Annotated in this window: 20 protein-coding genes; 14 read left to right on the top strand and 6 right to left on the bottom strand. The window is 72.5% G+C overall.

Annotated elements, in window-relative coordinates; translation table 11 throughout:
* Position 1 precedes the first annotated feature (1 nt).
* From QIY60_RS03385 to QIY60_RS03375, 3 genes are all read left to right on the top strand, one after another.
* A complete protein-coding gene (locus tag QIY60_RS03385) occupies positions 2 to 589 on the top strand; it encodes a DUF5998 family protein (protein ID WP_283141062.1) in 588 nt (195 codons plus the stop codon).
* Entirely contained in the window at positions 589 to 1782 is a 1194-nt protein-coding gene (locus QIY60_RS03380) for a nucleotide pyrophosphatase/phosphodiesterase family protein (RefSeq protein WP_283141061.1), read from the top strand. The genes QIY60_RS03385 and QIY60_RS03380 overlap by 1 nt, the downstream gene beginning before the upstream one ends.
* 72 nt (positions 1783 to 1854) lie before the next feature.
* Positions 1855 to 2502, top strand: a complete 648-nt coding sequence (locus tag QIY60_RS03375; RefSeq protein ID WP_283141060.1) for a thymidine kinase — start codon at positions 1855 to 1857, stop codon at positions 2500 to 2502.
* Positions 2503 to 2606: 104 nt separating this feature from the next.
* On the opposite strand, the gene QIY60_RS03370 is transcribed toward QIY60_RS03375, so the two are convergent.
* Entirely contained in the window at positions 2607 to 3380 is a 774-nt protein-coding gene (locus QIY60_RS03370) for a VOC family protein (RefSeq protein WP_283141059.1), read from the bottom strand.
* 224 nt (positions 3381 to 3604) lie between these two features.
* On the opposite strand from QIY60_RS03370, the gene QIY60_RS03365 reads away from it, so the two are divergent.
* Complete coding sequence (locus tag QIY60_RS03365; protein ID WP_283141058.1) at positions 3605 to 4453, top strand: sulfurtransferase; 849 nt, start codon at positions 3605 to 3607, stop codon at positions 4451 to 4453.
* A gap of 95 nt (positions 4454 to 4548) precedes the next feature.
* Here the strand turns inward: QIY60_RS03365 and sepH are convergent, their stop codons facing one another.
* A complete protein-coding gene (gene sepH, locus QIY60_RS03360; RefSeq protein WP_283141057.1) occupies positions 4549 to 5583 on the bottom strand; it encodes a septation protein SepH in 1035 nt (344 codons plus the stop codon).
* Between the two features lie 499 nt (positions 5584 to 6082).
* On the opposite strand from sepH, the gene QIY60_RS03355 reads away from it, so the two are divergent.
* Positions 6083 to 6883: a hypothetical protein gene (locus QIY60_RS03355; protein ID WP_283141056.1), complete on the top strand. Its 801-nt coding sequence runs from the start codon at positions 6083 to 6085 to the stop codon at positions 6881 to 6883.
* Positions 6884 to 6887: 4 nt separating this feature from the next.
* Here QIY60_RS03355 and QIY60_RS03350 read toward each other — a convergent pair whose 3' ends face one another.
* Both QIY60_RS03350 and QIY60_RS03345 read right to left on the bottom strand, forming a co-directional pair.
* The gene (locus tag QIY60_RS03350) at positions 6888 to 8198 is read right to left on the bottom strand and encodes a D-arabinono-1,4-lactone oxidase (protein ID WP_283141055.1); all 1311 of its coding nucleotides are present in this window, start codon (positions 8196 to 8198) and stop codon (positions 6888 to 6890) included.
* Entirely contained in the window at positions 8167 to 9405 is a 1239-nt protein-coding gene (locus QIY60_RS03345; RefSeq protein WP_190091538.1) for an MFS transporter, read from the bottom strand. Before QIY60_RS03345 ends, QIY60_RS03350 begins: the two co-directional genes overlap by 32 nt.
* A 214-nt stretch (positions 9406 to 9619) precedes the next feature.
* Here QIY60_RS03345 and QIY60_RS03340 point away from each other — a divergent pair, with 214 nt between their 5' ends.
* Positions 9620 to 10771 carry a ferrochelatase gene (locus QIY60_RS03340; protein ID WP_283141054.1) on the top strand — a complete coding sequence of 384 codons (1152 nt, stop codon included), beginning with the start codon at positions 9620 to 9622 and terminating at the stop codon, positions 10769 to 10771.
* A 9-nt stretch (positions 10772 to 10780) separates the two neighbouring features.
* The gene (locus tag QIY60_RS03335; RefSeq protein WP_283141053.1) at positions 10781 to 11599 is read left to right on the top strand and encodes an inositol monophosphatase family protein; all 819 of its coding nucleotides are present in this window, start codon (positions 10781 to 10783) and stop codon (positions 11597 to 11599) included.
* 66 nt (positions 11600 to 11665) lie between these two features.
* Here QIY60_RS03335 and QIY60_RS03330 read toward each other — a convergent pair whose 3' ends face one another.
* Complete coding sequence (locus tag QIY60_RS03330; protein WP_190091535.1) at positions 11666 to 11839, bottom strand: hypothetical protein; 174 nt, start codon at positions 11837 to 11839, stop codon at positions 11666 to 11668.
* A gap of 392 nt (positions 11840 to 12231) precedes the next feature.
* Between QIY60_RS03330 and QIY60_RS03325 the strand changes: the two genes are divergently transcribed.
* The 4 genes from QIY60_RS03325 to QIY60_RS03310 all read left to right on the top strand — a co-directional run bounded on the left by QIY60_RS03325 (position 12232) and on the right by QIY60_RS03310 (position 15807).
* Entirely contained in the window at positions 12232 to 12885 is a 654-nt protein-coding gene (locus tag QIY60_RS03325) for a response regulator transcription factor (protein WP_101390599.1), read from the top strand.
* 5 nt (positions 12886 to 12890) lie between these two features.
* Positions 12891 to 14132, top strand: coding sequence for a HAMP domain-containing sensor histidine kinase (locus QIY60_RS03320; protein ID WP_283141052.1), 1242 nt, complete (start codon positions 12891 to 12893; stop codon positions 14130 to 14132).
* A 393-nt stretch (positions 14133 to 14525) separates the two neighbouring features.
* The gene (locus QIY60_RS03315) at positions 14526 to 14822 is read left to right on the top strand and encodes a DUF4193 domain-containing protein (protein ID WP_067165176.1); all 297 of its coding nucleotides are present in this window, start codon (positions 14526 to 14528) and stop codon (positions 14820 to 14822) included.
* Positions 14823 to 14832: 10 nt separating this feature from the next.
* The gene (locus QIY60_RS03310; protein ID WP_283141051.1) at positions 14833 to 15807 is read left to right on the top strand and encodes a hypothetical protein; all 975 of its coding nucleotides are present in this window, start codon (positions 14833 to 14835) and stop codon (positions 15805 to 15807) included.
* 110 nt (positions 15808 to 15917) lie between these two features.
* Here the strand turns inward: QIY60_RS03310 and QIY60_RS03305 are convergent, their stop codons facing one another.
* Positions 15918 to 16373 (bottom strand): DUF3093 domain-containing protein, encoded by a 456-nt coding sequence (locus tag QIY60_RS03305; RefSeq protein WP_283141050.1) that lies wholly within the window; start codon positions 16371 to 16373, stop codon positions 15918 to 15920.
* 58 nt (positions 16374 to 16431) lie between these two features.
* Here QIY60_RS03305 and QIY60_RS03300 point away from each other — a divergent pair, with 58 nt between their 5' ends.
* Genes QIY60_RS03300 through QIY60_RS03290 form a run of 3 tightly spaced genes read left to right on the top strand, consistent with a single transcriptional unit; the run spans position 16432 to position 18318 of the window.
* A complete protein-coding gene (locus tag QIY60_RS03300) occupies positions 16432 to 17016 on the top strand; it encodes a PaaI family thioesterase (protein WP_283141049.1) in 585 nt (194 codons plus the stop codon).
* Positions 17013 to 17528, top strand: coding sequence for a dUTP diphosphatase (gene dut / locus QIY60_RS03295; protein WP_190091529.1), 516 nt, complete (start codon positions 17013 to 17015; stop codon positions 17526 to 17528). Before QIY60_RS03300 ends, dut begins: the two co-directional genes overlap by 4 nt.
* Before the next feature lies 1 nt (position 17529).
* Positions 17530 to 18318, top strand: a complete 789-nt coding sequence (locus tag QIY60_RS03290; protein ID WP_283141048.1) for a DUF3710 domain-containing protein — start codon at positions 17530 to 17532, stop codon at positions 18316 to 18318.
* Positions 18319 to 18321 lie beyond the last annotated feature (3 nt).

Below are 18321 nucleotides of genomic sequence, written 5' to 3'. Positions count from 1 at the left end.
CATGGCGAAGACCGGCACGATGACCCAGGGGCTGCGCGCGGCGATCGAGCGCAGCGGCTACTACCCGGCCCTTGTGGCCGAGGCGGTGGAGGCCGCCGTCGGTGGTGAGCCCATCGCGTCGTACCTGGTCCATCAGGAGACCACCTTCGACGCCAACGAGGTGCGCCGCCACGTGACGGTCCTGGTCCTCACGGGAAACCGTTTCATCGTCAGCCACACCGACGAGCAGAACGCCGACACCAGCTCCCCGACGCCGTACGCGACGACCTCCACCGAGTCCGTGAAGCTCGACCGGATCTCGTCCGTGGTCGTCAGCCGCGTGGTCGCCAACCCCGAGTCGTACACCCCGGGCACCCTGCCCCGCGAGGTCGTCCTGACCATCGGCTGGGGCGCGGTCTCCCGCATCGACCTGGAGCCCGCCGCCTGCGGCGACCCCAACTGCGACGCCGACCACGGCTACACCGGCAACGCCACCGCCGACGACCTGAGCCTGCGCGTCAGCGAGGCCGGGGACGGCCCGGACACCGTGCGCCAGACCCTCGACTTCGCCCAGGCGCTCTCCGAAGCCACCGCGGCCACCGCCCGCTGATGGCCCAGCCCGCCTGGCAGGACCCCGAGCCCCTCGCCCTCGACACCGCCCCCCTGCCCGAGTACGGCAGCGGTTCGCTAGCCGACCTGCTGCCCACCCTCGCGGCCGGCATGGGCGTGCCCGGCGTGACCGCCGCCATCCCCGAGCTGACCCCGGCCGACCGGAACTGCGTGTTCCTGATCGACGGGCTCGGCTGGGAGCAGATCAAGGCCCACCCCGACGAGGCGCCCTATCTGCACGGGCTGCTCGCCACCTCGCGCGGCGGCACCGGACGGCCGATCACCGCCGGGTTCCCCGCCACCACCGCCACCTCGCTCGCCTCGGTCGGCACCGGCCTGCCGCCCGCCGCGCACGGCCTGCCCGGCTACACCGCGCGCGATCCGCAGACCGGCGCGCTGATGAACCAGCTCCGCTGGAAGCCCTGGACCGACCCGCACGTCTGGCAGCCGTACCCCACGGTCTTCCAGCTGGCCGACGCGGCCGGCGTGCACACCGCCCAGGTCTCCTCGCCCACCTTCGAGCACACCCCGCTCACCAAGGTCGCGCTCAGTGGCGGAACGTTTCACGGCCGGCTGACCGGCGAGGACCGCATGGACCTGGCCGCCGGGCAACTGGCCGCCGGAGACCGCTCGCTGGTCTACACGTACTACAGCGAGGTCGACGGCAAGGGCCACCGCTTCGGCGTCGACTCGGACGCCTGGCGCGGCCAGCTGATGTACGTCGACCGGCTCGTCCAGCGCCTCGCCGAGCAGCTGCCGCCGCGCTCCGCGCTCTACGTCACCGCCGACCACGGCATGATCGACATCCCCTTCGACGAAGAGTCCCGCATCGACTTCGACGAGGACTGGGAGTTGCGCGCCGGAGTGGCCCTGCTCGGCGGCGAGGGCCGGGCCCGGCACGTGTACGCGGTCCCGGGCGCCGAGGCCGACGTGCTCACGGTCTGGCGCGAGGTCCTCGGCGAGCAGTTCTGGGTGGCGAGCCGCGACGAGGCGATAGCGGCGGGCTGGTTCGGACAGCCGGGCGCCTGCGACGAGCGCGTGTACGGCCGGATCGGCGATGTCGTCGCGGCCGCGAGCGCCGATGTGGTGATCACCGCCTCGCAGAACGAGCCGCACGAGTCCGCGATGGTCGGCATGCACGGCTCGATGACCCCCGTCGAGCAGCTCGTACCGCTCCTCGAAGTACGCTCGTAACCCTTCCGCACTTCCCCCTGTCCTCTCCTGTACGCGGACGCGTGCGCAGATCCGAAAGGCCGTCACCTTCCCATGCCCGAGCTGGTGTTCTTCTCCGGAACGATGGACTGCGGAAAGAGCACCCTCGCTCTTCAGATCGAGCACAACCGCTCCGCGCGCGGCCTCCAGGGCATGATCTTCACGCGGGACGACCGCGCGGGCGAGGGCAAGCTGTCCTCCCGGCTCGGCCTGGTGACGGACGCCGTCGAGGCCGCCGAGGGCTTCGACTTCTACGCGTATCTGGTCGCCCACCTCTCCAAGGGCGGCCGCTGCGACTACGTGATCGCCGACGAGGCGCAGTTCCTCGCGCCCGGCCAGATCGACCAGCTCGCCCGGGTCGTCGACGACCTCGACCTGGACGTCTTCGCCTTCGGCATCACCACCGACTTCCGCTCCAAGCTCTTCCCCGGCTCGCAGCGCCTGGTCGAGCTGGCCGACCGCGTCGAGGTACTCCAGGTCGAGGCGCTCTGCTGGTGCGGGGCGCGGGCCACGCACAACGCGCGCACCCGGGGCGGCGAGATGGTCGTCGAGGGCGCGCAGGTCGTGGTCGGGGACGTGAACCAGTCCGAGGACGAGATCGGGTACGAGGTGCTGTGCCGGCGCCACCATCGGCGGCGGATGACGGCTGCGGTCGCGCGTGCGGGTGCGTTGTCGCCGGATGTGCTGCCGGTCGACGCGTAGCGCTCCGCGGGGGCCCGGGGTCTGTCTGCGGGGCGGTGGGGGCTGGGCGTGCCCACGCGGCGGAGCCGCAAAATGTCACAGTCCCGCGCCCCTATCGGGGCGCGTCAGCCGCTTGAACGTACCAGCGTGAACACCGCCCCCTCCGGGTCCGTCACCGTTGCCGTGCGGCCGCTCTGGTCCTCGTGCGGGGGTCTGAGCACCTGGCCGCCCAGCTCCGTGACCCGCTCCGCCGCCTCGTCCGTGTCCGCCACCTCGAAGTACGTCATCCAGTGCGCGCCCTTGTCGCGCGGCAGGGCGTTGCCGACGCCGTGCAGGGAGCAGACCGGGCGGCCCTCGATGTGCAGCGTCACGTAGTCGAAGTCGGCCGAGACCACCGCCTCCTTCTCGTAGCCGAACACCGACTCGTAGAACTTGCCGACCGTGGACGTCTCGCGGGTCACCAGCTCGTTCCAGACGGGGGTGCCCGGCGCGCCCGCCACCATCGTGCCGACGTGCGCCTCGGCCTGCCAGGCGCCGAAGACCGCGCCCTCCGGGTCCGAGGCGATCACCAGGCGTCCCGCGTCGCCCGCGTCGAGCGGACCGACCCCGACCGTGCCGCCGCAGTGCCGGATCGTCTCGGCCGTCGCGTCGGCGTCGTCGGTGGCCAGATACGTCGTCCAGGCGATCGGCAGATGGCGGTCGGGCGGCAGCTGGCCGATGCCCGCGACCTCGGCGCCGTCGAGCAGCGCCCGCACATAGGGGCCGAGCGAGGCGGGCCCCGGCCGGAACTCCCAGCCGAACAGCGCCGCGTAGAACTCCTGGGTAGGAGCCAGGCCGTGCACCATGAGGCTCACCCAGCAGGGTGTGCCGGGCGTGCGCCGGGTCTCTGCCTGGGACATCGTGACTCTCTCCTCGGACCATCGCTGGGGGAACGCGCCCTGAAGAGGCGGGCGGCCGGGCCGCGCCGGCGCCCACCCCCTCGCTGATGCTTGCACCACCGACGGCGAAGCGCTCCCCGGCCGCGCCGCTTTTGGCGCGTTCCCGCAGGAGCATGCCCGCTTTGGTATTTCCCATCCGTTTCGCGGCCGTTACGCGGCGCCGCGCGCTGCGCGAGGATGGCCCCATGAACGCCATCATCAGCGCATCCGAACTGGCGGACGAGCTGGCCGGGGCCCGCCCCCCGGTCCTCCTGGACGTCCGCTGGCAGCTCAGCCTGGCGAAGGCCGCCGGCGCCGCCGCCTTCGACGGCCGGGCCGAGTACGAGGCCGGGCACCTGCCCGGCGCGGTCTTCGTCGACCTCGACGCGGAACTGGCCGGGCCGCCCGGCGCCGGCGGCCGCCACCCGCTGCCCGACGTGGCCGCCTTCGGCGCCGTGATGCGCCGCGCGGGCGTCTCGGCCGGGACACCGGTGGTCGTCTACGACGGCGGCCAGGGCTGGGCGGCCGCGCGCGCCTGGTGGCTGCTGCGCTGGACGGGTCACCAGGACGTCCGCGTCCTCGACGGCGGCCTCGCCACCTGGACCGGCGCACTGTCCACCGACGTCCCGGCACCCGCCGAGGGCGACTTCGCCCCCGAGCCCGGCGCGGTGGGCCTGCTCGACGCGGACGGGGCAGCCGCGCTGGCCCGCTCCGGACTGCTGCTGGACGCCCGCGCGGGGGAGCGGTACCGGGGCGAGGTCGAGCCCATCGACCGGGTCGGCGGCCACATCCCGGGCGCGGTCTCCGCCCCGACCACCGAGAACGTGGGCCCCGACGGGCGCTTCCTGGCTCCCGAGGCCCTCGCCGACCGCTTCAAGGCCCTGGGTGCCTCCGGCACCGAGGTCGGCGTCTACTGCGGCTCCGGGGTCTCCGGCGCCCACGAGGTGCTGGCCCTGGCGGTCGCGGGGATCCCCGCCGCGCTCTACGCCGGGTCCTGGTCGCAGTGGTCCTCGGACGAGTCGCGCCCGGTCGCGACGGGCCCCGACCCGCAGTAGCGCACGACGAGGGGCCCGCGCTCGGCGCGGGCCCCTCGGCTCGTATCGACGTACCTCGCACCGACGTGTGAAGCGTCGATGTGCGAGGCGTCCTACTACTCCTGTTTCTTGCGCCGGGTTCCGAAGACGATCTCGTCCCAGCTCGGCACGGCGGCCCGGCGCCCGGGCCGGACGCCGTCCGCCTCGGCCTGGCGGTCCGTGGTGCCGGTGAGGCGGTCGCGGTGGCCGCTCACCGAGCGGGGCATCAGGACGTCCGCGTACGCCGCGCCGGCGCCCGCCGACGCCGCCGGTGCGGGCGGCTCCTCGACCTCGGGCTCCGCCTCGGGCTCGCTCGCCGAGGGCTCCGGCGGAGCGGCGGGCCGCTCGGGCACCACCATGTCGCCGCGGAAGCTCGGCACGGCCTCCAGGAGGCTGGTGAGCGAGTCGCTCTCGTCCGCCGCCGGTTCCGGCGCGGGCGCCGTGGGGCGCTCCAACTGGCGGTCCAGGGCGCGGTCCAGCGGCCGGTCCCGGGGCAGTCTGGCGATCCTCGGCACGAACGGGAAGCTCGGCTCGGGGGTGTCGTCGGTCTCGCCGATCAGCGAGCGGGCCTCGTCGTCGACGGCCTGGACGAGCCGACGCGGCGGGTCGTAGGTCCAGCTGGCCGCGTGCGGCTCGGTCGCCACCCGGTACACGAGCAGGACTTCCCAGGTGCCGTCGTCGCGGCGCCAGGAGTCCCACTGGACGCTGTCCTTGTCGGCGCCGCGCAGCAGCAGCCGCTCCTGGACGGCCTCGCCGAGCTGGGGTCCGGTGTTCTCGCCGGGGCGCCGCACGGGGGTCTTGCGCGCCCGCTCGGCCATGAAGGCGCGCTCCGCGAGCACCGGGCCCTCGAAGCGCCGGACCCGGTCGACGGGGATCCCGGCGAGCTGGGCGACCTCCTCGGCCGAGGCACCCGCACGTATCCGTGCCTGGATGTCGCGAGGCCGGAGGTGGCTCTCGACCTCGATCTCGATCTGCCCGAGCCGGGCGCGGTCGTTGCGCACGGCGGCGCGCAGCCGCTCATCGATCGGAAGCGTGTACTCCGTGCTGTCCGCAGCCTTGAGCACCAGTCGTGTGCCGTCGTTGGAGACGGCCACGACACGCAGTTCGGGCATGGGGACCTCCCGGGTGGTGCCTGCCGACGTCACCTGCGTCGCTGCTTCCGCTAGTCGAGTGTGGCCTGCCCGGGTGCAGCCTGCCACAACCTTGCCGAGTTGCCCGGCGTGTCGGGCATGGGCCCTGGAACGCCGTTATGGCACGGTTACCTGTTTGCAACGCAGAGTGACCGAAGTGGTCGCTCTGGACAGCAGGCGTCCGTGCGGTGCCGCGGCGCCGCCGGTTCGAGTGCCGCTTTCGGCCCCCTCCCGCAGAGCCCGGAAACCCGAGAGGGAGACCAGGCCCAGGGCTCGCCACAGTACTCCATTCGGGCCACCTGGGTGGACCGCCGCGCCGCCGAAGTTCTCCCGGGGGGCGGGAGTTGGACGCCGTGCGCCCGGCGAATACGCACTTCATACGTGTCGTGCTTCACAGAATCGCCAGAAACGGAACTAATCGCTTCGCCCATAGGTCCCCTCTACGTACAAGCTGACGGAGAAGGGCGAACAGAGGCTGTAAATGGGTGACAAGCCGGATACCGGTACGAAGCAGGACGAGAGGCGCCTCGATCTGAGTGTGCCCCAGGTCGCGGGCAGCGCGCTCGCCGCGATCGCGGCCGCCGTGCTCGCCTCCAAGCTCGGTGTCTACGGGACGATCCTCGGCGCCGGTGTGGTGAGCGTCGTCGCCACCTGCGGCGGCACGGTCTTCCAGCACCTGTTCCGCCGCACCGGGGAACAACTGCGCGACGTCACCGTCCAGTCGCTGCCCAAGGCGCGCCGCGACCCGGACCTTCCGGCGTACGAGGACACCCGCGAGGGCGAGTTCGGCGCGGCCACCGTCCACGGCACCCGGCTGCGGGGCTGGAAGCGGTCCGCGCTCGGCGCCGCCGTCGTCTTCGCGGTCGCGATGGGCGGCATCACCGCCTACGAACTGGCGTCCGGCGGGGAGCTGGGCGGCGGCAAGGGCGGCACCACCTTCGGCTCGGTCGTGAGCGGCAGCGGGGGCGGCGGCAAGCCGTCGCGGAAGGACTCGGAGAAGGACTCCGAACCCGGGCGGCGCACCCCGCACACGCCCGGCACGGGCGCCGACGGGGGCACGTCCCCCTCACCGGACCCCGCGCAGGGGACCGTCGGAACGCCCGCTACCGGCGGCGCTTCGGGCACGGGAGGCACCACCCCGACGCCCACCCCCACTCCCTCGACTTCCACCGGCGGCACCCCGAGCCCGCCGCCGTCGCCCCCGCCGTCCACCGGCTCGGGCAGCGCCACCCCGGACACCGGGTCGGCAGCGGGGTCCGCAGCGACCCCGCCCGCGCCGTAGGGCGTCAGTCCCCGAGCACCCGGCGCAGATAGGCGTTGCCGAACAGCCGGTCCGGGTCGAGCCGGTCGCGCAGCGCCGTGAACTCGCCGAAGCGCGGATAGGCCTCGGCGAAGTACTCGGCGTCGCGGGTGTGCACCTTGCCCCAGTGCGGCCGGCCCGCGTGCACGGCCATGATCCGCTCCACGGCGGTGAAGTACGCCTGGTACGGCGTGCCCTTGTACATGTGCACGGCGATGTACGCGGTGTCGCGGCCCGACGCCGTGGAGAGCGCGATGTCGTCGGCCGGGGCGGTGCGCACCTCGACCGGGAAGCTCACCCGCAGGTTCGACCGGTCGACCAGCGCCCGCACCTCGCGCAGCGCCGCCACGACGGCCTCGCGCGGCACCGCGTACTCCATCTCCACGAACCGCACCCGGCGCGGACTTGTGAAGACCCTGTACGGAATGTCGGTGTACGTACGGGCGGAGAGGGCGCGGCTGGAGACCTTGGCGATCGCGGGGATCGTCGCGGGGACGGCCCGGCCCAGCGAACAGACGACCTGGAAGAGGCCGTTGGACATGAACTCGTCCTCGATCCAGCCGCTCACCCGGCCGGGCGGGGCAGCGGGGCCGGCGCTGCGGTTGTTGCGCTTGGTGTTGCAGTTGCCGGTGTGCGGGAACCAGTAGAACTCGAAGTGCTCGTTCTCGGCGTGCAGCGCATCGAACTCCGAGGTCACCTTGTCGAAGGCCATCGGCTCCTCGCGCGCGGTGAGCAGGAACTCGGGCTCCACGGCGAGGGTGATGGCCGAGACGACGCCGAGCGCCCCCAGCCCGATCCGGGCCGCCGCGAAGACCTCGGGATTCTCCTTGGCCGAGCACTTCAGGAGCGAGCCGTCGGCGGTGATCAGCTCAAGGGCGGTGATCTGCGCGGCTATAGAGGCCGAGTCGCGGCCGGTGCCGTGGGTGCCGGTGGAGGTGGCCCCGGCCACCGTCTGCTCCATGATGTCGCCCATGTTGGTGAGCGAGAGGCCCTCGCGCGCGAGGACCGCGTTCAGCCGCTTCAGGGGCGTGCCCGCCTCGACGGTCACCGTCATCGCCGTACGGTCGATCTCCCGGATGCCGGTGAGCAGATCCGGACGTATGAGCACGCCGTCGGTGGCGGCGGCCGTGGTGAAGGAGTGGCCGGTGCCGACCGCCTTCACCTTCAGGCCGTCCTCGGCCGCCCGGCGCACGGCGTCGGCCAGTTCGGCCGCCGAGGCGGGGGAGACCTCCCGCACCGGCCGGGCCGTCACGTTGCCCGCCCAGTTACGCCACGTGCTGCTGCTCGCTCCGCTCATCTGCTCCGAGCCCCTCCCGTTGCGGCGCCGGCCTGCGCAGCCGGCGGTACCCCAGGAACGCCACCGCGGCCGCGAGCGCTCCCGCCACGACGGGCACCAGATACCCCGAGCGCGCGCCCGCCGCGTCCACCGCCCAGCCGGCGGCCGACGACCCGAGCGCCACACCGACCGCGAGCCCGGTACTGGTCCAGGTCATGCCCTCGGTGAGCTTGCTGCGCGGTACGTGCTGTTCGACGAGGGCCATGGTGGTCACCATCGTCGGTGCGATGGACAGGCCCGCGACAAAGAGCGCCACGGCCAGGAACGGCAGGCTCCCGGCCAGTTGGAGCGGGATCATACTCACCGCCATCGCACACACTCCCACCAGCCACCTCGTGGCCGGGGCGCCCTTGAGGCGCAGCAGCCCGAACACCGCTCCCGCGAGGCACGAGCCCAGCGCGTACACGGCGAGCACCAGACTGGCCGCCGCCTTGTGGCCGCGCTCGTCCGCGAAGGCCACGGTGACCACGTCGACCGCGCCGAAGATCGCGCCGGTGGCGACGAAGGTGGCGACGAGGACCTGGAGGCCGGGGGAGCGCAGCGCGGAGCCGCCGGTGTGGTGCTCGCGCGGGTGCGGCACGGGCTCGGTGGCGCGCTGGGCGGTCAGCCAGAAGACGCCGACGACCAGGAACCCGGCCGCCATCAGCGGCCCCGCCTCGGCGAACCAGGCGGTGGAGAGCCCGATGGAGAGGATCGGCCCGACGATGAAGCAGAGCTCGTCGACGATCGACTCCCACGAGTACGCGGCGTGCAGGCTCTGCCCGTCGCCCCGGTAGAGCTCGGCCCAGCGGGCGCGGACCATGGAGCCGACGCTGGGCACACAGCCCGCGGCCGCCGAGAAGACGAACAGCGACCAGTCCGGCGCGCCCTGCTGGGCGCAGACGAGCAGCCCGGCCACGGCGGCCACCGCGGCGAGGGTCGCGGGGCGCAGCACCCGGCGCTGGCCGTGCCGGTCGACCAGGCGCGAGATGTACGGGCCGAGCACGGCGGCCGACATCGCGAGGGTCGCCGAGAGCGCCCCGGCCAGGCCGTAGCGGCCGGTGAGCTGGGAGACCATCGTGACGATGCCGATCCCCATCATGGACAGCGGCATCCGGCCGAGCAGCCCGGCCGCGGAGAACCGCTTGGTGCCGGGGGCGGCGAATATCGCGCGGTACGGACTGGGCATGGGCGCTCCGGCGGCCGGCTCAACCATGTGGCTGAAGCGTGTAATTAATACCTAAACCTTACGGTGTTGAAGTTACGGCGCCGAGTGCCACGGCGCACGCGGTTTTCCGGCCCGCTTCCCGGCCCCGTTTCCGGCCCCGCCGGTGTGCGTCCCGTGGCCGCCCCGTTCCCGGCCGGTTCCGCGGTTGTCAGTGGCGGATGGCAGGATCGGAGCCATGTCCGATCTGCGCGATCAAGCTCCCGGAGCGGCCGACGACGCGGCTCCGTACGACGCCCTGCTGCTGCTCTCCTTCGGCGGCCCCGAGGGCCCCGACGACGTGGTCCCGTTCCTGGAGAACGTGACGCGCGGCCGGGGCATCCCCAAGGAGCGGCTCAAGGAGGTGGGGCAGCACTACTTCCTGTTCGGCGGGGTCAGCCCCATCAACGACCAGAACCGCGCCCTCCTGGACGCCCTGCGCGAGGACTTCGCGCAGAACAGCCTGGACCTCCCGGTCCACTGGGGCAACCGGAACTGGGCGCCGTACCTGACGGACACCCTGCGCGAGATGGCCCTGGCGGGCCACCGCCGCATCCTCGTGCTCACGACCAGCGCCTACGCGTCGTACTCGGGCTGCCGCCAGTACCGGGAGAACCTGGCGGACGCGCTGGCCGCGCTTGAGGCGGAGGGCGTCGAGCCGCCGCGCGTGGACAAGCTGCGGCACTACTTCAACCACCCCGGCTTCGTGCGCCCGATGATCGACGGCGTCCTCGCCTCGCTGGCCGGGCTCCCCGAGGAGGTCCGCGCCGGCGCCCACCTCGCCTTCACCACCCACTCGATCCCGGACGCCTCCGCCGACACCTCGGGCCCGGCCGAGGAGCACGGCGAGGGCGGCGCCTATGTGCGCGAGCACCTGGACGTGGCCCGGCTGATCGCCGACGCGGTGCGCGAGGAGACCGGCGTCGAGCGGTCCTGGGAGCTCGTCTACCAGTCCCGCTCCGGCGCCCCGCACATCCCCTGGCTGGAGCCGGACATCTGCGACCACCTGGAGGCGCTGCACGGCAAGGGCGTGCCCGCGGTCGTGATGGTGCCCATCGGCTTCGTCTCGGACCACATGGAGGTCCTGTACGACCTGGACACGGAGGCCACCGCCAAGGCCGCCGAGCTCGGTCTGCCGGTCGTGCGGTCGGCCACGGTCGGCGCGGACCCCCGGTTCGCCGCCGCCGTGCGCGAGCTCGTCCTGGAGCGGGCGGCGGCCGAGCGCGGACAGAGCGTCGAGCGCTGCGCCCTGGGCGCGCTCGGCCCCTCGCACGACCTCTGCCCGGTCGGCTGCTGCCCGGCCCGCGCCCCCCGGCCCGCCGCGGCCGGCGCCGACAGCCCGTACGCGTAAGGAGCGACGATGACCAACGCCGAGAACGCTGAGAACGCCGAGAACAGGGAGCTGCTCGCGCTCGCCCTGGAGGCCGCCCGCCGGGCCGGGGCGCTGCTGCGGAACGGGCGCCCGGACGACCTGGGCGTCGCCGCCACCAAGACGAGCTCCATCGACGTCGTCACCGAGATGGACATCGCCGCCGAGAAGCTGATCACCGGCTTCCTCTCCGAGCACCGCCCCGCCGACGGCTTCCTCGGCGAGGAGGGCGCCTCCAGCGAGGGCACCAGCGGGATCCGCTGGGTCATCGACCCGCTCGACGGCACCGTCAACTACCTGTACGGACTGCCCACTTGGGCCGTCTCCATCGCCGCCGAGCGCGACGGCGTGCGGGTCGCGGGCGTGGTCGAGGCCCCGATGCGCGGCGAGACGTACCACGCGGTGCTCGGCGGCGGAGCGTTCCTCGGCGAGCGGCGGCTGCGCTGCCGTCCGGCCGCCCCGCTGGAGCAGTCCCTGCTCGGCACCGGCTTCGCCTACGTCCAGTCGGTCCGGGCCCACCAGGCGTCCGTCGTCCAGCGGCTGATCCCGCGGTTCCGGGACATCCGGCGCGGCGGCTCGGCGGCGATCGACCTGTGCGACGTGGCGGCCGGGCGGCTCGACGCGTACTACGAGCGCGGGCTGAACCCCTGGGACCTGGCGGCGGGCGACCTCATCGCGCGCGAGGCGGGCGCCCTGACCGGCGGGCGCGCGGGCGACCCGCCCTCCCGGGAGCTGACGATCGCGGCGACCCCGGAGCTCTTCGGCCCGCTCCAGGCCCTCCTGGAGGAGCACGGCGCCTGGCACGACTAGGGCCTGTCCCCGGACAGCGGAGACCCCCGGCACCGTCCCGCGGTGCCGGGGGTCTCCTGCGGCGCGTCAGTGTGCCGCGGCCGCCACCTCGACGCCGTGTTCGGCGGCGAGGCGGTGGAGATCGTCGAGCTCGGCCTGCTCGACCTCCGCGAGGAAGTCGTCGCCGTTCTCGCGAGCCCGCGTGAGGTCCGTCTCCGTGGCTTTGATGCGCTGCAGGAGTCCTGCGGTGAATGCGTCCATGGTGCGCCCCCTCGTCGTGGGTCGGTGGCGGTGGCACGGGGGTGTGCCGACGGTGGGTCACGATCACGAGCAGCGGGTAGTGGCATGCCACATACAGGGCGTGATCGCGGGTGTGCAGTCGTCCTCCCCCAGCCCGCTGTACGAGAAACCTCAACTCGCGCGGCAATCCCGGGAATTCCCGGACGACCCGGGAAGCCGCAGGTCGGGCGGCAGCTGGGCGGCGGCACCGTCTTACCGCCGGTTTATGGCCGTAAGGGGCAGGATGGAAGCACACAGTCACTGCTTCAGTGCCCACAGAACGGCCCGTACGGGCTCAGGAACGCCCGCGCGGGGCCCACAGGCGCCCACGGGGCATCACCGGCCCGCGAGGGCTCACAGGAAGGAAATGCGCCGTGCGCGTACTCGTCGTCGAGGACGAGCAGCTGCTCGCCGATGCGGTGGCCACCGGACTGCGCCGGGAGGCAATGGCCGTCGACGTCGTGTACGACGGCGCCGCCGCCCTGGAGCGCATCGGGGTCAATGACTACGACGTGGTCGTGCTCGACCGGGACCTCCCGCTGGTGCACGGCGACGACGTCTGCCGCAAGATCGTCGAGCTGGGGATGCCCACCCGGGTCCTGATGCTGACCGCCTCCGGCGACGTCAGCGACCGGGTGGAGGGCCTGGAGATCGGCGCCGACGACTATCTGCCCAAGCCGTTCGCCTTCAGCGAGCTGACCGCCCGGGTGCGGGCCCTGGGCCGGCGCACCACGGTGCCGCTGCCGCCCATCCTGGAGCGCGCGGGCATCAAGCTCGACCCCAACCGGCGCGAGATCTTCCGCGACGGCAAGGAGATCCAGCTGGCCCCCAAGGAGTTCGCGGTCCTGGAGGTGCTGATGCGCAGCGAGGGCGCGGTCGTCTCGGCCGAGCAGCTCCTGGAGAAGGCCTGGGACGAGAACACGGACCCGTTCACCAACGTGGTGCGCGTGACGGTCATGACGCTGCGCCGCAAGCTCGGTGAGCCGCCCGTCATCGTCACCGTGCCCGGCTCGGGATACCGGATCTGACCGCGATGGCCACCACCCCCGCGCCACCCGCGGCGCCACCGAAGCCGACCTGGGACCCGAGGGGCGCCGAACCCCCCCTGCCATGGTTGCGCCCGACCATCCGCATACGGCTGACCCTGCTCTACGGCGGAATGTTCATGATCGCGGGCATCCTGCTGCTCTCGATCATCTATCTGCTGGCGGCGTCGGCCCTGCGCACCGGGAACGACCTGCCGTTCAAGCTGCTGCCCGGCAACCAGATCACGGTCAACGGCACCTGCCCCGGGCTCTCCGGCCAGATGCCCGCCGACGTGGCGAACTCCGCCCTCAGGGCGTGTTTCGCCCAGCAGCGCCAGCACGCCCTGGACAACCTGCTGACCCGCTCGCTGATGGCGCTGGTGGGTCTCAGCGTCATCGCCTTCGCGTTCGGATACGCGATGGCGGGCCGCGTCCTGTCGCCGCTGGGCCGGATCACCCGCACCGCCCGCCGGGTGGCCGGGACCGACCTGACCCGGCGGATCGAGCTGGACGGCCCGGACGACGAGCTCAAGGAGCTCGCGGACACCTTCGACGACATGCTGGACCGCCTGGAGCGGGCCTTCACCGCCCAGCAGCGGTTCGTCGCCAACGCCTCGCACGAGCTGAGGACCCCGCTGGCGATCAACCGCACGCTCCTGGAGGTCCACCTCTCCGATCCCGGGGCGCCCACCGAGCTCCATCAGCTGGGCAAGACGCTGCTCGCCACCAACGAGCGCAGCGAGCAGCTGGTGGAGGGCCTGCTGCTGCTCGCCCGCAGCGAGAACGAGATCGTCGACCGCAAGCCGGTCGACCTGGCCGAGGTCGCCTCCCGCGCCATCGACCAGGCCCGCGGCGAGGCCCAGGCCAAGGGCGTGGAGATCCGCGGCGAGCGGGCGCTCGCGGTGGTCCAGGGCAACGGCGTCCTCCTGGAGCGGATCGCCCTGAACCTGGTGCAGAACGCCGTACGCTACAACGTGCCGCAGGACGGCTGGGTCTCGGTGACCACCGAGCTCAAGGACGGCCACGCGGTCCTGGTGGTCTCGAACACGGGGCCGGTGGTTCCCGCGTACGAGATCGACAACCTCTTCGAGCCGTTCCGGCGGCTGCGGACCGAGCGGACCGGCAGCGACAAGGGCGTCGGCCTCGGCCTGTCCATCGCCCGATCCGTCGCGCGGGCCCACGGAGGCCGTATCATCGCGGAGCCCCGTGAAGGAGGCGGCCTCGTGATGCGTGTCACCCTGCCCGTCTGAGATGCTTTTCGATGCCATCGAGAAGTTCGCTTTGAGCGGAATTTTCGGGACCTGTTCCGAAGATATTCGTGTGTGATCAATCACAGGGGCAAATTTCCGGCCATCTACTCTCCGTGATCAAGGCTTCCCCCGGAAAACCGGGAAAAGTCCGGGTTTCCGGGGGGTGAGATCACGGGAAGTACACGGGGTGACGCCCGTGAAGTGCGACATTCGGACCGTGTACGGTCCCGATCGCCATCCAAGACGATCACTCTTGAGGAGTGCGGCTGGGTGTCGATTGAGTAACAGACCTTGATGTGAGGCAAAATCTCCGCCTCGGGTCGGGCACAAGTCCGGCCTCTCACGCGTTACGTGCGCTGGAGACACCGCAACCACCCAGAGGGGGAGAGCGACATGGCAACGGACTACGACACCCCACGCAAGACCGATGACGACGTCGATTCCGACAGTCTTGAAGAACTGAAGGCCCGGCGGAACGACAAGTCCGCCTCGGCCGTCGACGTCGACGACTTCGAGGCCGCGGAGGGCATGGAACTGCCCGGCGCGGACCTTTCCAACGAGGAACTCGCCGTCCGGGTCCTGCCCAAGCAGGCCGACGAGTTCACCTGCATGAGCTGCTTCCTCGTGCACCACCGCAGCCAGCTGGCCCGGGAGAAGAACGGCCAGCCGATCTGCCGCGACTGCGACTGATCAGCAGGCCGTGGCAGGCGCCGAACCGCCCCGGAAGCGACCGTTCCGGCGAAAGGGTGCCTCGGGTACGCCCGAGGTGTCACAGGGCGGCACAGGCCCGGCAGAGGGCGTCCAGACGCCCGCCGAGCCCTCCGCCCTCCCCGCGGTGAGCTCTGCCGCTCGTGCACATGAGGACGAGCGGGGCCGGCCGGCCTCGCTCGAAGCAGTACTGGACGACCAGGCGGGGCCCGCGGCCGGGGCCCGACGCCTGGACGCCCTGCGCCGAGCCGCCGCAACCAAGGGCGTCCCGGCGCTCAAGAAGGGCGTCCGCTGGAGCGGCGCGAGTGCCAGGGCCGGAATCGGGCACCTCACCGACCGCGTCATCGAGATCGCCCCGCGCATTCCGGTCCGCGACCTGGCGACCCTGCGCCGGCAATTCCCGGGTCTCGGCCCGGAGGAAATCGCGGACAAACTGATCACGGGCGCCGCGAACGCCACGTCGACGGTGGGCGCGGGCATCGGCGCCGCCGCGATGCTCCCCGTCCCGCCGGCCATGCCGGCCGAGCTGGCCGCCGAGATCACCGGCGTCGCCGCCATCGAACTCAAGCTCATCGCCGAGCTCCACGAGGTCTACGGGATGCGCCCGCCCGGCAATCTGAAAGAGCGCTCCATGGCGTATCTGACGTCCTGGACCGAGGAGCGCGGCGTCCAGGTGACCAAACCGGCGACCGTCAATGCCGCGCTCGGCGGCCAGATGAAGCGCGAACTGCGCCAGCAGATCATGAAACGCATGGTCCGCAATCTGCCGAACCTGACGCCGTTCATGGTCGGGGCGGCGGTGGGTGCGGTGATGAACCGGCGCGACACGAAGAAAGTGGCCGCGCATGTCCGTGCGGATCTGCGCAAGCACCAGGTGCCGTGGGATGCGCTGTCCTCGCTCCCGGCGCTGGAGCAGCCCGCCGATCCCCTGCGGCCCGGGGAGCTCCCGAAGGAGCTCGGGCGCTAGGCGCTTCGCTGGAAATGGGGTTTGTCGGCTGCGGGCTGTCTGTGGCTGGTCGCGCAGTTCCCCGCGCCCCTGAAGGGGCGCGGTACCGCACCGGACCTCCACAAGTCCGCTCAGGCCGAGGAGGCCTCCAGCGCCTGCTTCAGCCCCTGCGGGTCCCGTGTCGACAGATAGACGTACGGCGTCGGGTCCTGCGGGTCCGTGACCTCCACCCGCACCGCCGTCGGGATGTAGCTGCGCAGCAGCATGAAGGCGCGCGGGTCGGCCTTGTGGAGGCGCCAGGCCCTGGCCTCCTCCGCGTCCAGCACCTCGGGCTCGCCGAGCGCCGTCACCGGGATCCGGGCGTCGCCCGCCACCAGCGTGCCCGCCACGACCCGGATCCGTACCGACCCGTACGAACTCACCACCACCGCGGCCGCGGCCGTCCCACCGATGAGGCCCGCGAGCAGCGGCAGGCCGCCCAGCGGCAGCAGCATCAGCGCGCACGCCACCCCGACCAGGGCGGCGATCAGCCACCACGAGCGAGGGGCGGTGAGGCGTTCGGTGTACTGAGGGGCGTTCGGCTGCATGACAGCAAGCTTGGCACGGCGCGACTCGCGCCCGGGACCGCGGGTAAGGTCAGCGGCTGTGACTGCTAGATCTGCGTCCCTGACGCCCCCGGCCGACGCGAAGCCGCCGGTCCGGCACCCCGACGCGCCCGCCCCGGGCGAGCTGCTCGGCGCGCACTACGAGCACTGCTTCGGCTGCGGCGGCGGACAGCCCCACGGACTGCACCTGGAGGCGCGGGCCGGCGCGGGCGTGACCGTCACCGCCGAGTTCACCGTGCGCCCCGCGCACCAGGGCGCCCCCGGCCTCGCGCACGGCGGGGTGCTCGCCACGGCGCTCGACGAGACGCTCGGCTCGCTGAACTGGCTGCTGCAGACGATCGCGGTGACCGGCCGCCTTGAGACCGACTTCGTGCGGCCCGTGCCGGTGGACACCGTGCTGTTCCTGGAGGCCGAGGTCACCGCCGTCGACGGCCGGAAGATCTACTCCAGGGCGACCGGGCGGATAGGCGGCCCCGACGGGCCGGTGGCGGTCCGGGCCGACGCCCTCTTCATCGAGGTGAAGGTCGACCACTTCATCGAGAACGGCCGCCCGCAGGAGATCCAGGCCGTCATGTCCGACCCCGACCAGGTCAGGCGCGCCCGCGCCTTCGAGGTGAACCCGTGACCCGTAACCCCGTAGACGTCCTCATCCGCCGAGTGGACCCGGAGGTGCCGATTCCGGCGTACGGGCACCCCGGCGACGCGGGGGCCGACCTCGTCACCACCGAGGCCGCCGAGCTCGCCCCCGGCGAGCGGGCCGTCCTGCCGACCGGGGTGAGTATCGCCCTGCCCGACGGGTACGCGGCCTTCGTGCATCCGCGGTCCGGCCTGGCCGCGCGCTGCGGTGTCGCCCTGGTGAATGCCCCGGGGACGGTGGATGCCGGGTACCGTGGGGAAATCAAGGTGATCGTGGTCAATCTCGACCCGCGCGAGACCGTGCGGTTCGAGCGATTCGACCGGATTGCCCAACTTGTCGTCCAGCAGGTCGAGAAGGTCCGCTTCCACGAGGTGGCGGAGCTTCCCGGCTCGGCGCGGGCCGAGGGGGGCTTCGGTTCCACCGGCGGTCATGCCGCCGTGGACGGCACTACGGGTGGGAATCGATACGCTTCGGTCGTATCCGACCGGGAAGGACAGTGACGTGTTCGGACGTCGCAAGAAGAGCGGATCCGCCGAAGACACGGCGGGCGAGGCCGAGCAGGTCGTCGACGGCATCGATGCCGAAGATACCGACTACGCCGATGACACCGCCGACGACGCGGACGAGCCGCGCAGGGCGAACCTGCCGCCGGCGCCCCGGCCGGACGGTCCGTGGGACATCTCCGAGGTCTCCGAGGCCGGCGAGGGCCGGGTCGACCTGGGCGGGCTCTTCGTCCCCGGGGTCGAGGGCATGGAGCTGAGGGTCGAGGTCGCGGGCGACGCGATCGTCGCGGCGACCGTCGTGCTGCGCGACAGCGCCGTACAGCTGCAGGCCTTCGCGGCCCCCAAGAACGAGGGGATCTGGGGCGAGGTCCGCGAGGAGATCGCCTCCGGCATCACCCAGCAGGGCGGCATCATCGACGAGGTCGAGGGTCCCCTCGGCTGGGAGCTGCGGGCCCAGGTGCCCGTCCAGCTCCCGGACGGTACGAACGGGGTGCAGCTGGTCCGCTTCGTGGGCGTGGACGGGCCGCGCTGGTTCCTGCGCGGTGTGATCTCCGGCCAGGGCGCGGTGCAGCCGCAGGCCGCGGGGCTCCTTGAGCAGATCTTCCAGGACACGGTCGTCGTGCGCGGCGAGGGCCCGATGGCCCCGCGCGACCCGATCGTCCTGAAGCTGCCGGACGACGCGCAGATGATGCCCGACGGCGTCCAGCAGGAGGAGCAGGAGGGCTCGCGCTTCTCCGGCGGCATGGGCCAGCTCCAGCGCGGCCCGGAGATCACCGAGGTCCGCTGACCG

Origin of the sequence: Streptomyces sp. BPTC-684, from assembly GCF_030028635.1 — a bacterium.
Taxonomy (GTDB): Bacteria; Actinomycetota; Actinomycetes; order Streptomycetales; family Streptomycetaceae; genus Streptomyces; species Streptomyces noboritoensis.
This window is presented reverse-complemented; position numbering and strand designations above follow the sequence as displayed.